The organism is Sulfuricurvum sp. (genome assembly GCF_028712165.1).
GTDB lineage: Bacteria > Campylobacterota > Campylobacteria > Campylobacterales > Sulfurimonadaceae > Sulfuricurvum.
The window spans coordinates 1-21,456 of the sequence record NZ_JAQTQR010000028.1; the positions used below are offsets into that span (position 1 = coordinate 1).

The 21,456-nt window shown below is 43.7% G+C and carries 23 protein-coding genes; 13 read left to right on the forward strand and 10 right to left on the reverse strand.

Going from position 1 to position 21,456, the window contains the following annotated elements:
• On the reverse strand, positions 1–263 hold a 263-nt coding region (locus PHP90_RS06545; protein WP_299927105.1), incomplete at its 3' end, for a thioredoxin domain-containing protein.
• A 145-nt stretch (positions 264–408) separates the two neighbouring features.
• Between PHP90_RS06545 and PHP90_RS06550 the strand changes: the two genes are divergently transcribed.
• Both PHP90_RS06550 and PHP90_RS06555 read left to right on the forward strand, forming a co-directional pair.
• Positions 409–1,410 (forward strand): NAD(P)/FAD-dependent oxidoreductase, encoded by a 1,002-nt coding sequence (locus PHP90_RS06550; protein WP_299927107.1) that lies wholly within the window; start codon positions 409–411, stop codon positions 1,408–1,410.
• A gap of 109 nt (positions 1,411–1,519) precedes the next feature.
• The gene (locus PHP90_RS06555) at positions 1,520–1,690 is read left to right on the forward strand and encodes a hypothetical protein (protein WP_299927109.1); all 171 of its coding nucleotides are present in this window, start codon (positions 1,520–1,522) and stop codon (positions 1,688–1,690) included.
• A gap of 37 nt (positions 1,691–1,727) precedes the next feature.
• On the opposite strand, the gene PHP90_RS06560 is transcribed toward PHP90_RS06555, so the two are convergent.
• Positions 1,728–1,937: a hypothetical protein gene (locus PHP90_RS06560; protein ID WP_299927111.1), complete on the reverse strand. Its 210-nt coding sequence runs from the start codon at positions 1,935–1,937 to the stop codon at positions 1,728–1,730.
• A gap of 143 nt (positions 1,938–2,080) precedes the next feature.
• Here PHP90_RS06560 and PHP90_RS06565 point away from each other — a divergent pair, with 143 nt between their 5' ends.
• The 10 genes from PHP90_RS06565 (at position 2,081) to PHP90_RS06610 (ending at position 12,535) form a co-directional block, all read left to right on the forward strand.
• Positions 2,081–2,293 carry a hypothetical protein gene (locus PHP90_RS06565; protein ID WP_299927113.1) on the forward strand — a complete coding sequence of 71 codons (213 nt, stop codon included), beginning with the start codon at positions 2,081–2,083 and terminating at the stop codon, positions 2,291–2,293.
• A 42-nt stretch (positions 2,294–2,335) separates the two neighbouring features.
• A complete protein-coding gene (locus PHP90_RS06570) occupies positions 2,336–3,292 on the forward strand; it encodes an HlyD family efflux transporter periplasmic adaptor subunit (RefSeq protein WP_299927115.1) in 957 nt (318 codons plus the stop codon).
• Positions 3,279–4,205: an ABC transporter ATP-binding protein gene (locus PHP90_RS06575; protein WP_299927117.1), complete on the forward strand. Its 927-nt coding sequence runs from the start codon at positions 3,279–3,281 to the stop codon at positions 4,203–4,205. Before PHP90_RS06570 ends, PHP90_RS06575 begins: the two co-directional genes overlap by 14 nt.
• The gene (locus PHP90_RS06580) at positions 4,195–5,325 is read left to right on the forward strand and encodes an ABC transporter permease (RefSeq protein WP_299927119.1); all 1,131 of its coding nucleotides are present in this window, start codon (positions 4,195–4,197) and stop codon (positions 5,323–5,325) included. The genes PHP90_RS06575 and PHP90_RS06580 overlap by 11 nt, the downstream gene beginning before the upstream one ends.
• Positions 5,326–5,377: 52 nt before the next feature.
• Complete coding sequence (locus PHP90_RS06585) at positions 5,378–6,154, forward strand: polysaccharide deacetylase family protein (protein ID WP_299927122.1); 777 nt, start codon at positions 5,378–5,380, stop codon at positions 6,152–6,154.
• 122 nt (positions 6,155–6,276) lie between these two features.
• The gene (locus PHP90_RS06590) at positions 6,277–7,506 is read left to right on the forward strand and encodes a hypothetical protein (RefSeq protein WP_299927125.1); all 1,230 of its coding nucleotides are present in this window, start codon (positions 6,277–6,279) and stop codon (positions 7,504–7,506) included.
• Positions 7,507–7,718: 212 nt separating this feature from the next.
• Entirely contained in the window at positions 7,719–9,653 is a 1,935-nt protein-coding gene (locus tag PHP90_RS06595) for a TonB-dependent receptor plug domain-containing protein (RefSeq protein WP_299927127.1), read from the forward strand.
• Entirely contained in the window at positions 9,643–10,092 is a 450-nt protein-coding gene (locus PHP90_RS06600; protein ID WP_299927130.1) for a hypothetical protein, read from the forward strand. Before PHP90_RS06595 ends, PHP90_RS06600 begins: the two co-directional genes overlap by 11 nt.
• Positions 10,089–12,008 (forward strand): EAL domain-containing protein, encoded by a 1,920-nt coding sequence (locus PHP90_RS06605; protein WP_299927132.1) that lies wholly within the window; start codon positions 10,089–10,091, stop codon positions 12,006–12,008. Before PHP90_RS06600 ends, PHP90_RS06605 begins: the two co-directional genes overlap by 4 nt.
• 113 nt (positions 12,009–12,121) lie before the next feature.
• Entirely contained in the window at positions 12,122–12,535 is a 414-nt protein-coding gene (locus tag PHP90_RS06610; RefSeq protein ID WP_299927135.1) for an Rrf2 family transcriptional regulator, read from the forward strand.
• Here PHP90_RS06610 and cobA read toward each other — a convergent pair.
• From cobA to cysK, 8 genes are all read right to left on the reverse strand, one after another.
• The gene (cobA, locus tag PHP90_RS06615; protein WP_299927137.1) at positions 12,528–13,337 is read right to left on the reverse strand and encodes a uroporphyrinogen-III C-methyltransferase; all 810 of its coding nucleotides are present in this window, start codon (positions 13,335–13,337) and stop codon (positions 12,528–12,530) included. The two genes, PHP90_RS06610 and cobA, sit on opposite strands and share 8 nt — an antisense overlap.
• A complete protein-coding gene (locus PHP90_RS06620; RefSeq protein ID WP_299927139.1) occupies positions 13,334–14,641 on the reverse strand; it encodes an aminotransferase class V-fold PLP-dependent enzyme in 1,308 nt (435 codons plus the stop codon). Before PHP90_RS06620 ends, cobA begins: the two co-directional genes overlap by 4 nt.
• Positions 14,613–16,193, reverse strand: a complete 1,581-nt coding sequence (locus PHP90_RS06625) for a nitrite/sulfite reductase (protein WP_299927142.1) — start codon at positions 16,191–16,193, stop codon at positions 14,613–14,615. Before PHP90_RS06625 ends, PHP90_RS06620 begins: the two co-directional genes overlap by 29 nt.
• A gap of 10 nt (positions 16,194–16,203) precedes the next feature.
• A complete protein-coding gene (gene cysN, locus PHP90_RS06630) occupies positions 16,204–17,613 on the reverse strand; it encodes a sulfate adenylyltransferase subunit CysN (protein ID WP_299927144.1) in 1,410 nt (469 codons plus the stop codon).
• Positions 17,613–18,524, reverse strand: a complete 912-nt coding sequence (gene cysD / locus PHP90_RS06635; protein WP_299927147.1) for a sulfate adenylyltransferase subunit CysD — start codon at positions 18,522–18,524, stop codon at positions 17,613–17,615. The genes cysN and cysD overlap by 1 nt, the downstream gene beginning before the upstream one ends.
• 141 nt (positions 18,525–18,665) lie before the next feature.
• A complete protein-coding gene (locus PHP90_RS06640) occupies positions 18,666–19,379 on the reverse strand; it encodes a phosphoadenylyl-sulfate reductase (protein WP_299927150.1) in 714 nt (237 codons plus the stop codon).
• Positions 19,380–19,388: 9 nt separating this feature from the next.
• A complete protein-coding gene (locus PHP90_RS06645) occupies positions 19,389–19,619 on the reverse strand; it encodes a DUF2061 domain-containing protein (protein ID WP_299927153.1) in 231 nt (76 codons plus the stop codon).
• Positions 19,620–19,642: 23 nt separating this feature from the next.
• The gene (gene cysK, locus PHP90_RS06650) at positions 19,643–20,578 is read right to left on the reverse strand and encodes a cysteine synthase A (protein WP_299927156.1); all 936 of its coding nucleotides are present in this window, start codon (positions 20,576–20,578) and stop codon (positions 19,643–19,645) included.
• A 291-nt stretch (positions 20,579–20,869) separates the two neighbouring features.
• On the opposite strand from cysK, the gene PHP90_RS06655 reads away from it, so the two are divergent.
• Entirely contained in the window at positions 20,870–21,433 is a 564-nt protein-coding gene (locus PHP90_RS06655; protein WP_299927159.1) for a hypothetical protein, read from the forward strand.
• The last annotated feature ends 23 nt before the right edge of the window (positions 21,434–21,456 follow it).

Genomic DNA, 21,456 nt, shown 5'->3' on the forward strand with positions numbered 1-21,456 from the left:
TCAAGGGCAAATGATGATGCCGCTTTTTCATAATCCGGAGCCATCTTCATACACGGTGCACAATCGGGAGAATAAAAGTCAACGAGTACGGGAATTGTATTTTCAGTAATATGCGTTTTAAAGGTTTCTGTTGAACAATTGATAGGGGTAGTGTCCAATAATGAAAGTCCGCATGATTGACATGCTATATCTTCTTTGGTAACTTCATTGGTTACAGTGTTTACATTATTGCAATGAGGGCAAACTATTTTGAGTGTTTCCATATCTTTATCTCCTGATTCAGCCTTTTTAAACATATGCAAAAGTTATACTAGAGAGTTTCTTTGATAACTCAATTTGCACCTTAAATATCAATCCTAATCCGTTTCATTAACACCTCCCTCTAAAGGGCAGATATACAATTGAGCGATGAAAAAAATAGCAATTATCGGCGGAGGCTTAAGCGGTCTCTATGCAGCAACCCTTTTAGAAAACAACTATAATATAACCCTTTTTGAAGCACGAGAGCGACTGGGAGGGAGAGTCTATACCGTGGATGGATTCGATCTGGGGCCAAGCTGGATTTGGCCGCATCAAAACCGTATAGTCGAACTCGTCCGTTCACTCGGTTTGAGCATATTTCGACAATATAGAAACGGCGAAGCCCTCTATGAAACACCTCAAGAGGTTCAGCGTTTTAATCCTGCACCCAATGCCCCTTCCGGCAGAATTATCGGAGGGATCGGTGCGTTGATCGATCAACTCGCACTTCAGCTCAAAAGGGCGCAAATCAATCTCTGTGAAACAGTACAAATGCTCGCTCAGAATAACGATCAAATCCTCCTCACGTCAAATAAAAACGAGTATCAATTTGACCATGTAATCATCACTTTACCGCCCCGCCTTACACTCCAATCCCTGCGATTTGATCCGCCTTTGCCTACGGAACTGCAAAATCGCTTTGCCGCGACACCGACATGGATGGGACATTCGGTCAAATGCGTTATCGAGTTTGAAACACCATTTTGGCGCGAAATGGGACTAAGCGGATTTTGTTTCAGCCACAGCGGTCCTATGGGAGAGGTTCATGATGCCTGTACGTTTGATCGCTATGCGTTATTCGGCTTTATCCGCTCCGAAACCGATATGCGTACGATTGAAGCGCAAGTACGTCAACAATTACAACATTTGTTCGGTGAAAATGCATCGCCCATCATCGGATTTCATTGTGTCGATTGGAGAAAAGAGTTGTTTAGTTCGGTCGAAATTGATGCCAGACCTCTGATGGAACACCCGAACTACGGATTAAATAGTGATTATTTAAACAACAAAATAACATTTATCGGTACCGAAACGTCCTATCACGAAGGGGGGTATCTCGAAGGTGCTTTGGCTTCTACCGATAAAATAGCCCATCTTCTTAACACATAAAAGATATAAAAATATTTTTAAATATTCTTTTAGCATATAAGCACTAATATTATTCAATTTAGTTTTTTTACACGGATGAAGCGTCAACAGCTTTCTTAGAGAAGTAGGGATGAAAAAGTTATCTGGATATTGGCAAGAGTGGACAACACCCTATTCGCTGGAACTTATCGGGAACGGTCTTCTTCTAGGTCTGTTTGCCGGTATCTCGGAAGGGACCATTATTTATATGATAATGAGTGCAATAGGACTATTCGATACTGTATTGATTTTTGGCAAATAACCTCATCCTTAATCTTCTCTCCCTCTAAAAAATGCTCTCAAAAGTTATCGTATTTGCCTGCTTCGATATCAACTTTAATTTCATTCAGAGCTTCTTGCATAATGGAAATAAGAATTTTTGCCGCTTCTTTATCATCTCCCTCAGGAACGTCCCAATCGGTAATGGTCATATTCGCTTTGAACATAAGTTCCATCGCATTTTTAATCTCTGATTTTCGATTTTCTAAGTCTTTTTGTACGGGATCCATTTTTATCTCCTTTTAATTCCTGTGTAATGCGACTATTATAATACGAAAACGTAACAATTTCCACTTTTTAAATCTGGATCAATCTCCTTTCAATTTCCAATCGTATCGATAAACAGTTGAGAATAGCATGGTATAATCAACCTATGCAAAAATATATCCATTACGACCCTTCCCAAGAAGAAATACATTCATTTCATATGCAGGTGAGTTCAGACAGCGGTCATAATTATTATAAAATTCATTTATCGGAATTGACGGAGGGACAGCGAAAACGTATCTCACAGCGTTATGGCGTAACCCTCAATATTTTGGAAAGTGAACCGTATCTGGTGCTGGTCAGAATGATTGACATCTAAAACATTCATTTCGCTATACTCATAAGAATAAAAAGGTCTTTAATGATAAAAATAGCCCTCTCTTTTCTCTTCACCCTATTGATACTTACCGGATGTAAAAAGGATGAACCTATATCGTATCAAGGCTATGTTGAAGGCGAATACGTCAATATCGCCTCATCCCAAAGCGGACGGCTCGATAAGCTTTTTGTGACACGCGGAGAGAATGTAAAAGCCGATGCACCGCTCTTCGTATTGGATTCTGAAAATGAGACAGATCAACTGCGTCAAAACGAAGCTCAGCTGACCTCGGCACAATCCGTGTTAAACGACATGCAAAAAGGTTCCCGTCCCGAAGAACTGGATGTTATCAAAGCCAAACTGACCCAAGCCAAAGCCGATGCAGACAATTTCCAAGAACAGCTCCGGCGTAATCAGGAACTCTATAAAGCCAATGCCCTCTCCAAAGAAGCGCTCGATAATACAATAGCATCCGCTCATCGGAGTGCGGCACTGGTCAATGAATTGCAAAACAGCCTGAAAGTCGCCCAAATCGGTGATCGCAGCGACCGTATCAAAGCCCAAAAAGCAAACATACAACAAATTCAGGCTCTCATATCCCAAACCACCTGGAAATTGAGTGAAAAAGCCCGTAAAGCACCCTCGAAGGCAATGGTTTTTGATACGTTGTACCGCGAAGGCGAATTCGTCCCTACAGGGGGAATCGTTGTTCGACTGCTCCCTCCGCAAAACCGGAAAATCCGTTTTTTTGTTCCTCAGAATATCTCAGAAAAACTTGCCATTGGTCAAAAACTATTGATTGTTTCACGCAGTGACGAACATAAAATTCCGGCACACGTCACTTACATTTCGACAGAAGCGGAATATACACCGCCGATCATCTACAGCAACGAGACCAAAGATAAACTGATTTACATGATCGAAGCCTATCCGAGCCCTGAAGATGCACCTCTGCTCCATCCCGGACAGCCTGTGGAAGTTACACTTGAGCACCTATGAAAACGCCATCGATGTACGGGGTCTAAATAAATACTTCGGCGACAAACATGTCGTCAAAGACTTGTCTCTCCAGGTAGGACGGGGAGAAATACTGGGATTTTTAGGACCTAACGGAAGCGGAAAAACGACCGCTATCCGTATGCTTTGCGGCCTTCTGACCCCTGATAGCGGCGAAGGGCATTGTCTGGGATACGACATCACGACCCAAAGTGACGCGATCAAACGTGAGGCAGGATATATGACCCAAAAGTTCTCCTACTGGGAAGATCTGAGTATCCGTGAAAATCTCGATTTTGTCGCACGGGTGTATGAACTCGCCAACCGTAAGCATGTCGTCGACGAAGCACTTGAAACGCTCGGTCTCACTTCGCGCTCTTCTCAGTTGGCACGATCCCTCTCAGGGGGGTGGAAACAGCGCCTTGCGTTAGCGGCATGTATGCTCCGACATCCAAAACTGCTATTGCTGGATGAACCCACTGCCGGAGTCGATCCCAACGCACGGCGTGATTTTTGGGAAGAGCTGCATGAACTTGCATCGAAAGGAGTTTCGGTTCTTATCAGTACCCACTACATGGATGAAGCCGAACGATGTCATAAACTCGCCTACATCGCGTATGGAAATCTCCTCGCAAAAGGGAGTGCCCAGAGCATCATAGAAGAGCAAAAACTCTTTACTTACGAAGTAACCGGAGAGCGTTTGATGGAGATTTCTAAAGTGATTGAAAAAGATCCTGCTATCGAGCAAACCGTAATTTTCGGTTCAACCTTGCATGTCAGCGGAAAAAACTCCGAAGCGATTGAAGAGGTTCTGAAAACGCAGCAGTTTAAATCCATTCCCACTTCATTGGAAGATGTCTTCATCTACCTGATGAAACACACACGTGATAACTACGGAGAGAGTTATGAGCTTTAGTTTAAACCGATGGTGGGCCATAGTCCTCAAAGAGTTTTTACAGCTCAAACGCGATCGTGTCACATTCGCCATGATGGTTGTTCTGCCGATCATCCAGCTCGCCCTGTTCGGTTTTGCGATCAATACCGATCCCAAACATCTCCCGATCGCAATCGTCTCGTATGATGAGAGCGATTTTACCCGTACGATTCTAAGCTCGATGCAAACGTCGGATTATTTTGCCATCAATACAGACTATACCACTGCTGATGAGGCACAAGCAGCCCTCAAAAAAGGGGAAATTCAATTCATCCTCACCATCCCGAGCGATTTCACCAAAAAGCTTTTACGAGGTGAAAAACCCTCCATTCTCCTCGAAGCCGATGCGACCGATCCGGTCACTGTCTCTGTTGCTCTTGCCTCTATCGATGGAATTGCCCAGCAGGTTGCCAAAAAAGATCTTGTAGGTTCGCTCTCAACTCTTTGGTCTCAGAAAAATCCGTTTGAGATTCGAGTTCACCGTCTCTACAACCCTAACAGTATCAACCAGTACAACATCATCCCAGGTCTTATGGGAACAGTTATGACGATGACACTCACGATGATGACGGCACTCGCCATCACCCGTGAGCGCGAGCGGGGGACGATGGAAAATCTCCTCGCAACCCCCGCACGGCCTCTGGAGATCATGACGGGGAAAATTATCCCCTATGTCTTTATCGGACTGGTCCAAGCCTCTTTGATCCTCTTTGCTTCGCATTTTGTGTTTGGCGTTCCGTTCAACGGTTCGATTGTGCTGGTCTATACTGTAGCCCTCCTTTTCATCGCCGTTAACCTCACCATAGGTATTACCATCTCATCTTTGGCGCAAAATATGCTGCAGGCGTTGCAGCTCACCATTTTCTATTTTCTCCCAAGCATCTTGCTCTCAGGCTTTATGTTTCCGTTCTACGGGATGCCTGTATGGGCACAGCACATCGGTGAGATACTCCCGCTGACCTATTTTAACCGTCTTATTCGGGGTATTATTCTCAAGGATAACGATTTGGCGATGCTCTGGCCAAACATCTGGCCTTTGTTGATTATAGCGGTTGTGATGATGACACTAGCGGTCAAGTTTTACAAAAAGACTCTCGACTGAAAGTACCTTTTATCTCGCTATAATTTCGCCTATTTTTAACGAAACGATCCCTATGACTAAACTTTTTTTCATTCTCACGTTCTTTTTTCAATTAGCCCTTTTCGCCGATACCGATATCATTTACGATATCCGCGGAAATTCTCCCCTCCTCGATGCCAATATGAGCCAATTTTTGGATAAATGGCGAATCAATACCGTCACACCTGTCCAAGCAGGACACTATAAAAACATTATCGTAAACGGTAATACAGAGAAAAAGAATATTTCCCTCACCTTTGATGATGCGCCTGATGAAAACAATACCTATAAGCTTCTCGATATTCTCACCTCTCATCATGTCAAAGCTGCTTTTTTTATGATCGGAGGGACCATGACGGATAGCAATATCACCGTTGTCAAAAGAGCAAACGATGAAGGTCATCTTGTCCTAAATCACACCTTTAACCATCCGCGCCTTAGTGACCTCAATGAGAGCGCTATCATAGATCAGCTCGATCATGCCGCAACACGTATTGAAACCATAACCGGACACTATCCCATCCTCTACCGCCCTCCGTACGGCTCGATCAATGCTCGCGTCGTGTATACCGTCAATGATCAAGGACTTACCACCGTACTCTGGTCTCTCGATTCGCTCGACTGGACACTCAAAGATCCCGATGCCGTCGTAGAGAATGTTATTTCCAATATCCGAAACGGCGACATCATCCTGATGCACCGCAATCCGACCAGTGTAGGCGCTCTTCCGAAAGTGATCGAAAAACTGCGTGAGATGGGATATACTTTTCTCCGTCTCGATGAATTGCTGGGGATAAAAGCTTACAGATAAATTAGTGAGCTTTACGCTATAATACGCTTACCATTCGCGCTCTCGATCACGCGTTAGAGACTTCTTTTTTGATCGCTTATCCCCCCTCATCACTGAGGCCTATGTACCCAAGGACTATTTAAATGTCATCGACGACACCTATCAAACGCCAAAACCATCGTATCCACCCGTGTAACCGTCCTCGTAAAAATGAACTGATCCATTTTTTAATCGAACGCAACGCCGGTAAAAAAATCCTGATCGTCACATCTGATGATGCCGGAGAACTCACTAATCTGTTCGCAGGAAACAACATCACGGTCCTAAGCGATGCCGATTTGGCAAAAGCACCCGATCTTCGCTGCGAAGTGCTGATCAGCTATGATCTCCCCGATAAAGCGATTGTCTATATGTCACGCTTTGCCAGAGCAAGCGAATATGCCCTCATCACTCTCGATGAGCAAGATCAAAAACGACTTTATCCGATCGAACTCCTCAACGGACGCACCATCACCCAAGAGATCGTCAAAGGTTTTGAACCCGATTTCGGAATCGCCGTAGACAATCAGCAAAAAGCCGAAGCAAAAGCGCGCCGCGAAGAACGCGAAGCTCGTGATGCGTCAGATCCGAGAAATCGTGACAAAAAACCGGTTCGTGATACCCGTCCTGAACGTAAACGCGATGATGCACCGCGAGATGATCGTCGGCCTGCACGCGGAGTGGATGACGGATTCACCTCAAAAAAACAGCACAACAGCAAACCCCGTTTCGTCGGAAAAGATGAAAACGGCAAACCGATCTTCGAGGGGAAAACCCGCGAGCGCAACCATTACATCGACGGAACACCCCGTTCCGATACGGAAAAAGCAACGAAAACCCCTTATAGCAGTAAGCCGAAATTCTTCGGAGACAAAGCAAAAAGCACGGATGAGCGAAAACCATACGATGGAGAGAAAAAACCTTATGGTGACAAGAAACCTTATGGTGACAAAAAGCCTTACGGAGACAAACCTGCCTTCGGAGAGAAAAAACCATACGATAAAGATGGGAAAAAACCATTTGGAGAGAAGAAGCCTTATGGAGATAAAAAGCCATATGGTGACAAGAAACCCTACGGTGATAAACCCGCATTCGGCGAGAAAAAACCGTATGGGGATAAAAAGCCCTATGGAGACAAACCTGCTTTTGGAGATAAAAAGCCTTACGGCGACAAAAAGCCCTACGGAGATAAAAAATCATTCGGAGACAAGAAACCATTCGGTGATAAAAAACCGTACAATGATCGCAAACCCTCCGATGCGCCTGCCGCACCGAAACGTGCGCCTCGCCGAATCGATGTAAAATCGTTCAAATCGCCGAAAGAGAGCGAATAATCTCTATGATACAGAGGCATCTGCCTCATATCCATGATAACACTTAAACGCTTTTTTCTCACAAACTCTACTCTCAGTTAGCCATTATTTTCATTCTTAAAAATCACTTTTTAATAGTAAAGCATTATTTTAATTTTTTTCAATATATTTTTTAGGCAAGTATATGCTAATATAAGTACATATGATGAGAGACTAAGTGTGAGGAATCTGTGATGAATTTCAATCTCAGTATGCATTCAGCCCTTTTTTTTATCGTTAGCAGCGTATGTTCTTATGCTCAAGATCATTCTGAGAATTTGGATAATCTTTTATCTCAATATCGCAGTGAATCCGATCTTTCTGCACAAACAAAAAAAGAGAGCGCTGGCTCGTTCATTATCTTTACACGTGAACACCTCGAAAAAATGCAGGCGTATAACTTGCGTGATATCCTCAAAACGATCCCTTGGTTCACTATGCAAGAAACCCCTACCGGGCAGGTTTCTCTAGCAATGGCAAAAGCTTCAACGTTCAACAGTCAATTCTTAAAACTCTATATCAATGATCACGAACTCGGTTCCATCGGATTTGGAAGTGCCATGAAAATGTGGGGTTTTTTAGACATCTCCGACATTGACCATATCGAAATTTATCAGGTTGGCAGTTCCGTTATAGCAGGGGACGAGCCTCCTGGCCTAGTTATTCGGCTCTATACCAAAGATCCTAGCCGTGATGACGGAGGTGCTGTCCAAGTGATGGGAGGCTCCCGAGGCTCCAATGAGCTCAACGCTTACTACGCTCATAAAGGAGAAAAATATTCCAGTTTTTTTTATGCCGATACCCATACTGAAAACAGAGAATCCTATATCAGCAATCGTAGTGCCATCGGAGTCGGACGAGATTTTAAAACCAGCAACTTTTTTGCCTCTTTGAAAGGAGATGATTTCACTGTTGAAGCCGCTCAATTTAGTCTGGATCAAGATCGATTCTTAGGGATAGGGAGGTTGCATACTCCGGATGATAATAGTGCCGATTTGGTACATCGATATATTGTCGGAACAAAATATTTTCAAGACAAAACACTCAAACTTAAAATTTCGTACGACAATTCCAATCACAGACAGTCTGAATCCGATCCAAACGGAATCACACTTTTCAATGCAGATGGAACAACAACAACGGTCACAGACTGGTATTTCGATAAATCCGAATCAATATCCGAGGCGGTTCTCGATAAACAATTTACACTCAATGATCATGACATACACGTAGGCGTTCAAAGCAAATTTAGAAAAGTCATTCCGAATTCCCTTATCACCGATGGAAGTGAACGGGTTAATGAAATTACCGGACCGACAAAGTGGAATTCCTATTCTCTCTTTTTCTCGGATGATTACACGATAAATGAAAATAATCTCTTATTTACGAATATCAGACTGGATCATTATGACCGCAATGGCGGAGCCAATGATTTTAATGAATACGCGATAAGAGCGGGACATATTTACAATAATGGAGAATGGATTTGGAAAACATCCGCCGTACGCACGTATGGCTATCCTGCATTTATGCAAACCGCCTATTTTCCCTTTAATTCTAAAAGTAATATCGACTTGAAACCCGAAGAACGGATCGCAGCGGTAACAGAAGTATCCCATAAAACCGATACGACCAACAGTAATGTTCGTCTCGTCTATAATACCGCTATCAATGGCATTGCCTTACAGAACAATGTTTATATCAACAGCACTTCCAAGCCTGAGTTTTACATTCTATACGGATCACATGAGATCCATTTCGGACAAGACCATACAATCAGTCTTAGCGTTTACTATGGGGATAACAATATGCCTCTCACACAGAGTTCTAAAATCGGAGGATATCTTCAACTGTTTGATACATTTGGACGCTTTGATGTTTACAATGAATTACTGTATCGCAGCAGCTATCATTATCTCACCCCTGCAAATATCAGTGTAAACGTTCAAGAGGGATACGATTACACTGCCGGTGTAACCTATCATGCCACTCAGGATTTAAGTCTCTTTATCAAAGGGGAAAATCTTTTGAACAAAGCAATCAAAACCCCTTATCCGATGCCAACCTATATCGATTACGTGGCACCGTTTGACCGTACGGTTCGAATGGGTTTAAAATATGTCTTTTAAAAAACCGTTCTTCTTTTTTCAATATCTGCTGGTTGTATTGTTCACTTCCATGCTCTATGCTGAAGGATCAAAAAACAGTGTTGAGGTGCAGATTATTGAGAAAATCACAACATCCATATTTCCAGACCAAAAGGTAACAGCGTGGGGAGAAACGGTTGAACTCAAAAATACGCTACATCAATCCAAAAAAATTGACCTTGTCGAGAATTTCAATAATGCCCGTATACTTTTTGTTGCAAAAAAAATTCCGGAAAATATCCCATCCAATACTATAATCATTGCAACCAATTATTCGCTTTTGATTAAAGACAAAAGGGTAGTAGGGGCATTTTTTTGGCAAAAAGGAAGACCAAATCTCCTTTTTTTACGCAAACGAATGCAAATAGCAAATATCACACTGGATCATGAATTTGAGAAATACATAGAAGATGACTTATGAAAATCCGAAAAAAAGAATTTTTCTTTGCTCTATTTTTGGCGATCACCGTATTTATCATTATTATGATCCTCCTCGAAATTCCAAAAATCGAGCGTGATTTAAAAAACAATGTCAAAAATGATTTGCTTCGTACCATCAGTTCTATTGTTGACAACTTCGATCATAAACTTCAAGTTTGTGTCTCTCAACATCACGGTCAAACACTCAATTCTATTTTAGAACAGAATCCTGTCTTACGAAGTGACCTAGAATCAGATCTTTCTATGATCACGTATGATGATATCAAATACAGCTATGTTTTGTACCGTGATAATGAGAATATATTTCGATTTATGCTTGATGGCGCAACTCAGGATAAAGCAGAATTTGGGAGAAAATTTGACATCGAGGATCAAAAATGGCAACGTGCCTATGAAACAGGCCAGCCTCAACTAATTACGCAAGAAAAGCTTTATACTTTATGGTTCACCTATCTTAAGCCTATCGTGGTTGATAATAAAGTTCAGGGCATTATCGCCATCGATTTTTCTCTGGAAGGACAAAAGCATATCACTGAGATAGTCGAGCCGCTTCATAAATATGTGTGGATTTTTTTAGCATTACTCGGGATAGGTATCCTCTTAAGTGCCGTCCAGTTCCTATTATATCGATTATCACAAAAACGGGTGTATCTCGATCCTCTGACAGGACTTTATAACCGAAACTTTTTCAATGATATAATCAGCACAATCGACTACCAAAAATATGCCATCGCAATGATGGATTTAGATAAATTCAAAATCATAAATGACACATACGGCCACGAAATTGGGGATGATGTACTCAAGAAAGTCTCGAATGTACTCAAATCATCAATCCGAGAATACGATAAACTGATTCGTTACGGCGGTGAAGAGTTTCTACTCTATTTATCGATGCGTGATTTGGAACAAACTGCACTCATGGAGATCCTTAATCGTATACGTCAGAATGTTGAATCTATTGAGATCAAAGCAGGATTAATTACAATACATCCGACTATTTCCATCGGTCTCAACTCGTATACGTCTCACTTCAAAAGTGAATTCGATGCGATTTCTATGGCGGATAAAATGCTTTATACGGCAAAAAGAACAGGGAGAAATAAAATATCCTCATTTATTCCGAGTCACAAAGGGGCAGAACACTCTATTCATATGTTAAATGTTCATCATGTCAAAGAGGCAATAGAAGAAAAACGCATTTTTTGTGAGTATCAGCCTGTTGTTCACTTGGGATCAAACCAAATCGTCGGATATGAAGCGCTTGTGCGTATACGAGACCGTGATGGAAAAATATCCTATCCCGGAATGTTTTTGCCTAACATTGTTCATAGTAATATTTACAAAGAACTTACTTTGATGATTTTACAAATATGTTTTCAAAAATTGCGTGATGAACAGTGCTCTATTTCGGTCAATCTCAACATTACCGATATCCTTGATGATGATATTTACACTACGATTAAGCGTCATCTTGAGCTTATCAAAGAGGATGCAGCATTTCTGACATTTGAACTGTTAGAAGAGGAACAGATTACAAGTCTTGATACGCTCAAAGAACGTATTCAATCATTACACTCCTTGGGTTCTAAAATTTCTCTCGATGATTTTGGCAGTGGATACTCCAATTTTAATCATATCTTCACGTTGGATGTCGATATTATAAAAATTGATGGAAGTCTTATTAAAGATATTGATACTTCGGATATTTCGTATAAATTGGTAGAGTCTATTATTGCTTTCGCCCGGGCATCGGATAAAATAGTGGTTGCTGAATACATTCATTCCTCTAAAGTCTTGGAAATTGTCAAAGAGCTTGGTATTATTTATGGGCAAGGATTTTATTTAGGAAAACCAAGCGAAACACTCTCAACGAAACCTGACTATTGCCCTTGATGAAGTTGATCTAAATCATAAAAGCACATAATCTCTTATAAATCGATGTCCTTAAAGGAGTATTAACGCTAACTCGAATACAATATCTCTACACTATTGCATAGGAGATAACATTGGCAGGTATATCGACAAAAGGCAGTTACGGCCTCGCCGCCATGTATGAGTTAGCGCTTCACTACGGACAAGGTCATCTTCAAATTCGCGACATAGCCGAAAAAGCCAACATCCCCCAAAACTATCTGGAACAAATTCTTGCGACCTTGCGTAAAGAGGGGTTGATTCAAAGTATTCGAGGAGCCGGAGGCGGATACTTGCTCGCAAAAGCTCCCAATACGATTTCGGTCTTTGATATATTAGTCGCACTGGAAGGGGAACTTTGCAACCCTTCCGATGAACGGTTACAAGCTATTTTACATCTGTATTGGAACCGCATTCGAGAAGATATGAAAGGTGTTTTTCACGAGACCCTCCAAGATCTCGTCGATCAGGGAAATGCTCTGGATCAGCAATCGATGTATTTTATATAATCACAGCCTGTTGCAGCTGATACTGCGGCAGTTTTCCATAGAGTTTTACGACATCACCAAACACGATTACCGCCGGCCCCTGAACCGCTTTAGCCGCTTTGGCCAAACCTGATAAGGTTGTTACGATACTCTGCTGCTCAGGACGCGAAGCATTTGCCACAATCGCTACCGGGAAGTCCTTCGGAACTCCGCTTTGGAGTGCCGCTTTACGGATAGCTCCCGCCAAGCTCAACCCCATCAAAACCACCGTCGTATGATTCGGTACTTTTAAAAGCGGCAGCCAATCGGTATTAAATTTAGCATCTTTCAAATGTGCCGACACTACTGAAAAACTGGAAGCATACCCTCTCGCGGTCGGAGGAATTCCGGCACATGCCGGTCCGGCTACGGATGAAGAGATGCCCGCAATAATCTCTACTTGATACCCCTGCTCGCCCAAAAAAAGTGCTTCTTCAGAGCCCCGTCCGAAAATATAGGGATCGCCGCTTTTAAGCCGCGCGACACTGAATCCCTGACCTGCATAATCCGCGATAAGCGTGTTAATCCGCTCTTGGCTGATACTGTGGCAGCTTTTCGGTTTTCCGACATATATTTTTCGTGTTTCCGATGGAATCAATGCCAATATCTCATCTGTAATAAGATGGTCATACAAAACGATCTGTGCTTCACGGATTATCCGGTAGGCTTTGAGCGTCAACTGTTCTACGTCCCCGAGGCCGCAGCCTACGAGGTACACTTTTCCTTTTCTCGCCGAAAACGGATAATTGGTTTCGGCTGAATTTGATTTCAAAATTTTTGTCATTCGAGCCTCTTTATCGATTGTCTTATAGCTTCCAGCAACGCATCAATGTCCTCTGCACCTTGCGAATAATGGAGACTGATACGCAGCCATCCCGGCCGCGTTTGGAACGGAGTATCATCCTCCAGCCCTAACAGATCGTGCCCGTAAGGTCCGGCACACGAACATCCTGCCCGTGTTTGAAATCCATCCGATTCAGATAAAACCTCACACAAAGCATACGGGTCGATATGTTTAATATTGAACGATACGATCCCGATATTTTCTGTCTTGCGGCATCCGTAGCACTCTGCTCCCTCAATCGCTTTTAACCCGTCGGTAAAACGTTTGTATAAACTTTTTTTGCGTGAAGCAATCCACGCAAATCCAAGCTCATTGCGAAGCTGATACGCCAATGCGGCACGTATAAGCTGCAATATACCCGGCGTACCCGCATCTTCGCGATTTTCTATCTCTTCGACAAAAAAATGGCTCGTACGACTCACATACAAAACCGTTCCGCCCCCTGCAAACGTAGGGGTCGAAGCCGCATCAAAAAGATTTTTTCGTATGGCGAGTAAACCGCATGATCCAGGACCGCCTAAAAGTTTATGCGGCGAATAAAACATCGCGTCAAACAGTTCGCACGGTATGTTGATGTACGGAGATGAGGCCGCCGCATCAAAACACACAATCGCACCGTAGCGACGAAGTATTGCCGATATCTCCGCATACGGGGTTATCGTCCCGGTCACATTCGAGGCGATACAAAACGTCCCGATAATCTCCCTGCCTGCATTCTCCTGCAAAATAGACTCAAGCTGTTCAAGATCAACCAGCCCTTTGGGATTTAGCCCGATACGAACTGTTTCGCAGAGTGCCTCTCGATAGCTGATATCGTTTGAATGATGTTCATACGGTCCGACAATCACGAGCGGAAGTTCGCCATCCGGAGCCATAGGAAGATACCGTGCCCGCGTTGCCGGAGGGATATAGAGTCCCAAAATCTCTTGCAGCCGTTTTACGGCTCCCGTAGCTCCGCATCCTGAGGGCAGCAATGCGAATGCTCCGTCCAGTCCCAAAAGTGATTTGAGATGTTCTCTCGCCGCACGGTAATAGTGATCGGTCCGAGCCGCCATCGACGCCTCTTTCGAATGGGTATTCGCATAGGTTTCAAGCACTTCGCGTATACGTGATTCGATCGGCTCATATGCCAGACCGGATGCAGTAAAATCGAAATAGGTTTTTTTATGTATTCCGATCGTATTGCGACCTATCTGCTCAAACTTGTCTCCTTTCTCAAGCAGTGGACGCCATAGCTGGTTCATATCCGTATTTCTCCAATAAAAAATTTCCGAAACTAATGCTGTTACTGCCCTCAAATTCCTCAATCAATGATTCAATCAATTCTGCAACTTCATCCGAAGCGACCTTTACTCCGGTTTTTACCGCGAAACGGCTCTCTTCGCCTTCGAGATGTCCTCCGACGATAAGATCAAATCCTTTGAGACGTTCATCGCCCCGTTTTACGATTGCACCGACAAATCCGAGATCAACGATATGCGGATGGGCACACGAATTCGGACAGCCGTTAATACTGATGCTCACCGGTTCATCAAAATCAGGAAATTTACGGTTTAGATACTCAACCACTTCAATCGCCAAATCTTTCGTCTCACTCACCGCAAACTTACAGAAGTTCAACCCTGTACATGCCAGTGTCCGTGCTTCAAAGACCGACGGATAGGGATGAAAACCGACGGCTTGAAGCGTATCGATCATCGGTTCCGTTGCATCGGTATGAACATTCAAAATCACAAAATTTTGTGTCGTTGTCAGCGTAATTCCATCGGCTTTGTAAAAATCGAGGATACGTCCGAGTTTCAACAGTTTCTCTCCGTTAATCCGTCCGCTGGTCAGGGCACAACCGATGGTGTTATATCCTTTTCGTATCGTTGCTCCGACACCGAAATGGGTCCGTCGCGGATACGGTGTAAAAGGTGCCGAGTCATACCGTTCTAAATCTACGTGCGACTCTTTTTCCAGCTCACGGACGAAACGATCAACTCCCCATTCTTCGACCAAATGTCCTAAACGGGCTTTTGAACGATTATCACGTCGGCCGAAGTCCCGATAGATTCGGGCTACAGCCTCAGCAATTTTCACAATATCCCGGCGTTTCACATAGCCGATATGATCGGCAATACGACGGTTGCTAGCCTGCCCTCCTCCGACACTCACGCTGAAACGGAGTTCATCACCGTTTTTGACTGCGGTAAAGGCCAAATCTTGTACTTCGTGTTGAATACAATGCTTGTTACATCCGCTTACACCGATTTTGAACTTTCTAGGCAGGTTTGAAAAATCGGGATTTCCACGATAAAGATTGTTTAATGCAAGCACAATGTCACGAACATCATCAATTTGCGCATGATCAATCCCATTCACCGGACAGCTCACGATATTGCGCGGACAATCTCCCGATGCTTCAAGCACACTCAAACCAACTGTCGAAAGACGTTCCAAAATTTCCGGAAAATCTTCTATTTTCAGCCAATGAAACTGTATATCCTGACGGGTTGTGATGTCTCCGCTTTCACGAGCGAATTGAACCGAGATTTCTCCCAATACTTCGACTTGTTTAGAGGTTAGATATCCTCCCTCAAGCTTGACACGGAGCATGTAATACTGCGTCTCATCCTCCGCTTCCTGAAGATTTCGATTTTGGGTGTAGATACCGTACCATTTAAAACGATCGATATCTTCCGGATCGATCTCTTCACCGCTCGATGCATATCGGTAGATGTCGGCGATGACTTCCAATCCATCTTTTTCACGTTTTATACGCTCGATACGCTCTGCTTTTGTTTCATTCGCCATAACCTCTTCCTTAAACGATTGTTGCAGCATTCCAATGCGGAAAATGCCGCCGAATAAGAGCATTAAGCTCTATTTCAAATTCAGATACGGTATTTTTCGCTACCGTTCTCTCCTTTTCCGTGCTTTGGGTAATCATTCCGGCGGCTACGGTATTGTTGGTAATTTTGTCGATGAGGATAAATCCCCCCATCTCTCGATTCTCTTCATACAAATCAAATGCGATCGGCTCGGCTACTACTAAACGGACCGATCCGATATCATTGAGCCCTAAATACTCCGCATCATGACGTTCTTGCGTATTGACATCGACACGAAAGTCAATCCCCTCTGCATAGGCAGTTGTAACGGTAGTCGAACGTTTAAATATATAACTCTTCCCGGGGAGGAATTTTTCCTCATCCATCCACACCAAATTTGCACTGAATGCATTGTTCTGCAAAATACTCTCATGTGTTTTGATCAGTACGTTTCCGCGGCTGATATCGATCTCTTCGTTCAAAAGCAGTGTTATCGCATCGCCGGTCGAGGCAGATTCCAAATCACCGTCATACGTCACAATCGATTTTATCGTCGCTTGTTTAGCGGATGGGTACGTCGTGATAGTGTCACCTACCCCAACTGTACCGGCAGCAACCGTTCCGGCGAATCCCCTAAAATCAAGATTCGGACGGTTAACGTATTGCACTACCATGCGAAATTGTGCATCAGCTGCTGCAGCGGCAAGAGGAACCTCTTCGAGAATCTCCAGAAGCGTCTTCCCCTCATACCATGGAGTCCGCTCACTTTTTGTGACAACATTGTCTCCATCCAAAGCCGACATCGGAACGGAATAAATCCCCTGAATCCCCAGCTCTTTTGCAAAAGCGTGATACTCCGTGTTGATCTTCTCAAAGACCTCCTGATCGAAATCGATCAAATCCATTTTATTGATCGCTACTACGACATTGCGTATTCCCAAAAGACGTACGATGTACGAATGTCGGCGAGTCTGCGTTACGATTCCGTATCGCGCATCGATGAGGATAATCGCCAAATCCGCCGTGGAAGCCCCTGTCGCCATATTACGGGTATATTGTTCATGACCCGGAGTGTCGGCGATGATAAACTTGCGCTTATCGGTCGAAAAATAGCGGTAGGCCACATCAATCGTAATCCCCTGTTCCCGTTCGCTCTGCAAGCCATCGACGAGAAGAGCCAAATCAATTTTGTCACCCGTCGTTCCTGACTTTTTACTGTCATTTTTAATGCTCTCGAGCTGATCCTCGAAAATCATCTTTGAATCGTGCAGCAATCGCCCGATCAGGGTACTTTTGCCATCATCGACACTCCCGCAGGTAATAAAGCGGAGCAGCTCTTTGTGTTGTTGTTCTTTTAGATAGCCCTCGATATCGGTAGCTATCAAATCGCCTTGATGTGCCATTAGAAATATCCTTCAATTTTTTTCTTTTCCATTGACCCCGAGCTGTCGGCATCGATCAGACGTCCTTGACGCTCGCTCGTTTTGGTTAAAAGCATCTCTTGTATGATGTCCGGCAGAGTAACCGCATCACTCACTACCGCTCCGGTCAGAGGGTAACAACCCAAAGTCCGAAAACGGACATTCTCAATACTCGGTACTTCTCCCGCCGCAAGCGGGAACCGGTCATCATCTACCATGATCTTGACACCGTCTCGTTCGACTACCGGACGCGGTGCTGCATAATAGAGCGGAACGATAGGGATCTCTTCGAGATAGATGTATTGCCATATATCCAGTTCCGTCCAGTTTGACAGGGGAAATACCCGAATGCTCTCACCGTTATGTATCCGTCCGTTATAGATATTCCATAGTTCCGGACGCTGATTTTTCGGATTCCAGCGATGGTTTTTATCGCGGAACGAATAGATCCTCTCTTTTGCCCGGCTTTTCTCTTCATCCCGGCGTGCACCACCGAAAACGGCGTCGAATTCATAATAATTCAATGCCTGCTTCAACCCTTCTGTTTTCATAATGTCGGTATGGATCGCACTGCCGTGGATAAAAGGGTTGATCCCCTGTACAATCCCGTCCGGATTCACATGCGTGAGCAATGTCAATCCGAGTTCCTTAATCCGTTTATCCCGAAATTCGATCATCTCTTTAAACTTCCATGTCGTATCGACATGCAGCAGCGGAAACGGCAGTTTTGCCGGATAAAATGCTTTGATCGCCAAATGAAGCATCACCGATGAATCTTTGCCGATCGAATACAGCATTGCCGGATTATCAAATTCCGCGACCACTTCGCGCATGATGTGTATCGATTCGGCTTCCAATGCCTTTAGATGTGTTTTTCTCTCTTGTGAAATCATAGTCTCTCCTTTACAAGACGCTCAGATACCTTTTTCCGGCATCTGTCCGATGTTAAATAAAAATAGCCCAATCGGCCAAATCTTCGCGCTGCGATGCGCAATCATCTCCGCAAATCTGCTTTAAAATTGCAAGTAAAAGCTTCATTGTTTTTCCCCTTTTAAGTGGAGTCCGCACTCCTTGTGTTCAGGATTTTCCCACCACCATCTGCCGGCGCGGATATCTTCTCCCTCCCGAACCGCTCTCGTACATGGAGCACATCCGATACTCGGATAGCCTTGCGTATGGAGCGTGTTATAAGGAACTTTATATATTTTAATATAATCCCAAACCTTCTCTTCACTCCACTCTATGAGCGGATTTAATTTAATCAAACCGTTGGCTTCATCCCATTCAATGAGCTGCATCGTCTCACGTGTCGGAGACTGAGCGCGGCGCAACCCTGTAATCCATACATCAAGTCCATCCAGTGCTCGGCGAAGTGGCTCCATTTTGCGAACATGACAACACATTTTTCGGTTTTCAACACTCTCTCTAAATCCGTTTATCCCCTGCATTTGATAGAGATTCTCTACTTCACTCTGCAGCGGACAGTAGACTTCCACTTTGATCCCGTACTTTTTATTGGTCTGATCCATCACAGCGTATGTCTCTTCGTGCAGACGTCCCGTATCAAGGGTAAATATCTTTACCATAGGGTCAATTTTGACGATCATGTCGGTCAGAACCTGATCTTCCGCACCATAGCTCGAAGCCAACGCAATACGCCCTTTATAAGTCTGTAAAAAATGGGTCAATACCGTTTCAGACGATACATCCGTAAACCACTCATTTAATAATTTAAATTCTTCTTTCATCTCTTTACCCTAAATCTGATAATCGTTTTCGACAACTTTTAATCTTCCGAAATTTGTCTTGTTCCACGCTCTTTCATGAAAATAGTACAGAACCATCTTGGTCAAGACTTCGACCGATCCGATCGAAATCGCCATGACGAGATTGCCTGTAACAAAAAAAGAGACGACCATCGTATCGATCGTTCCGACCGTTCGCCACGAGACGGCTTTGATAATGCTGCGATAGTGTTTCTCTTGCATGGTTATCCTGCTTTTCTCTTCCATCATACGTGCTCGGGCGGGTATTCGTACAGCTCTGTACTCAAATAGCGTTCCCCCGTATCGCATAGAATCGTTACAATCGTTTTCCCTTTATTTTCAGCCCGTGCCGCGATTTTCTCAGCTGCTGCGACATTGGCTCCGGAAGAAATACCGACCAACAGCCCCTCTTTTTTAGCAATCGTTCTGGCGGTTTCCATCGCTTCCGCGTTGCTTATCCGAACAAGCTCATCGTAGATTTCACGATTAAGCACTTTAGGGACAAATCCGGCCCCGATACCTTGAATCTTATGCGGACCTGCAGGTTCACCCGAAAGGACTGCCGATGCATCCGGCTCAACCGCAATGATTTGAATATTCGGGTTGTACCCTTTGAGTATTTCCCCTACTCCGGTAATCGTTCCGCCTGTTCCGATAGCCGCAACAAAAATATCGATTTTCCCTTCTGTATCTCTCCAAATCTCTTCCGCCGTAGTTTGACGGTGGATTTGAGGGTTATCAGCGTTATTGAACTGCTGTAAAACAACCGCACCCGGAATGGAGGATCCCAATTCAATCGCTTTTACAACCGCTCCGCCCATCCCTTTTTCGGGTTCGGTCAAAATAATCTGTGCACCCAGTGCCGCTAAAAGACGTCTTCGCTCCAAACTCATGGAACTCGGCATTGTCAGTATCAGTTTCAAGCCGAGACTCGCAGCGACACTCGCCAGAGCGATTCCGGTATTTCCGCTTGTAGGCTCGATAATGACACTCTCTTCTGTGATCTCACCGCGTTGCAGAGCTTGGAGGATCATATTGCACCCGATTCGGTCTTTAACCGAACCCGAAGGATTCATAAACTCGCATTTTCCGATAATCGCTGTCGATCCTTTTGAAAAATGATTTAACGTAATGAGCGGCGTATTTCCGATCAACTCCGTAACATTGGCTGCAATTTTCATTGTTCACTCCTTTCGCGGATGAGATTCACACTAAATGAATGCTCATTCATTTTTTAGATTTGAGAAATTATAGGAGGATATTTTTTCATTGTCAAGTAATTCTACTTATTTAGTAGTATTTATTTTCACTATCGCTTTTAAACCCCTATTTTACGGACTTTAAAATACTATACAATTCATAGTGATTTACTATGGTTGTAGAAATTTGAACTCTAAATAGGTCATAATTGCTATAATTTGAGATCAAATTTACGTTTTATGCTACTATTTCCAAAAAATTAGAGGATAACCATGGCGATCATCTCTGTTGCTTCTACCAAAGGGGGAGTGGGTAAGACTTCTCTCGCCTTCTCACTTGCAAAAGATCTTCGCTACCGCTATGCGACGAACGATATGTCGGTCGTCCTCAACAAATATAAAAATGCCCGTTATTATCCGAATAAAATTCCCCTTTATCCTGATACCGTTTATGATTTCGGAGGATTTGAAAACCCGCATGCCAATGAAATACTCAGGGAATCGGACATTATTATTCTGCCGACGACGAATGATCTCAATTCCATAATGAAAAGTTTGATTTTTATTAAGAACTTCAGAGAGAAAACGATTCTGGTTTTTGCCAATATGATTGAAAATCCAAACGATGCGGTGATGATTCGGGATAAAATCCATGAGCATTTTCCCAACCTCGCGTTTACCTACCTGCGACGAACAAAACTCTTGAAAAATGCGTTGGAGAGCGGATTGAGTGCCACGGAACTGTATGAGAGCAACAACCATACACAACATCTTTACAAACAGGCATTTGCCGAGTATTCTAAAATCCTGAAGCTTTTTAGTGAAGAAAAAGAATAGCTGAAACTATCCCTTTTTGATTT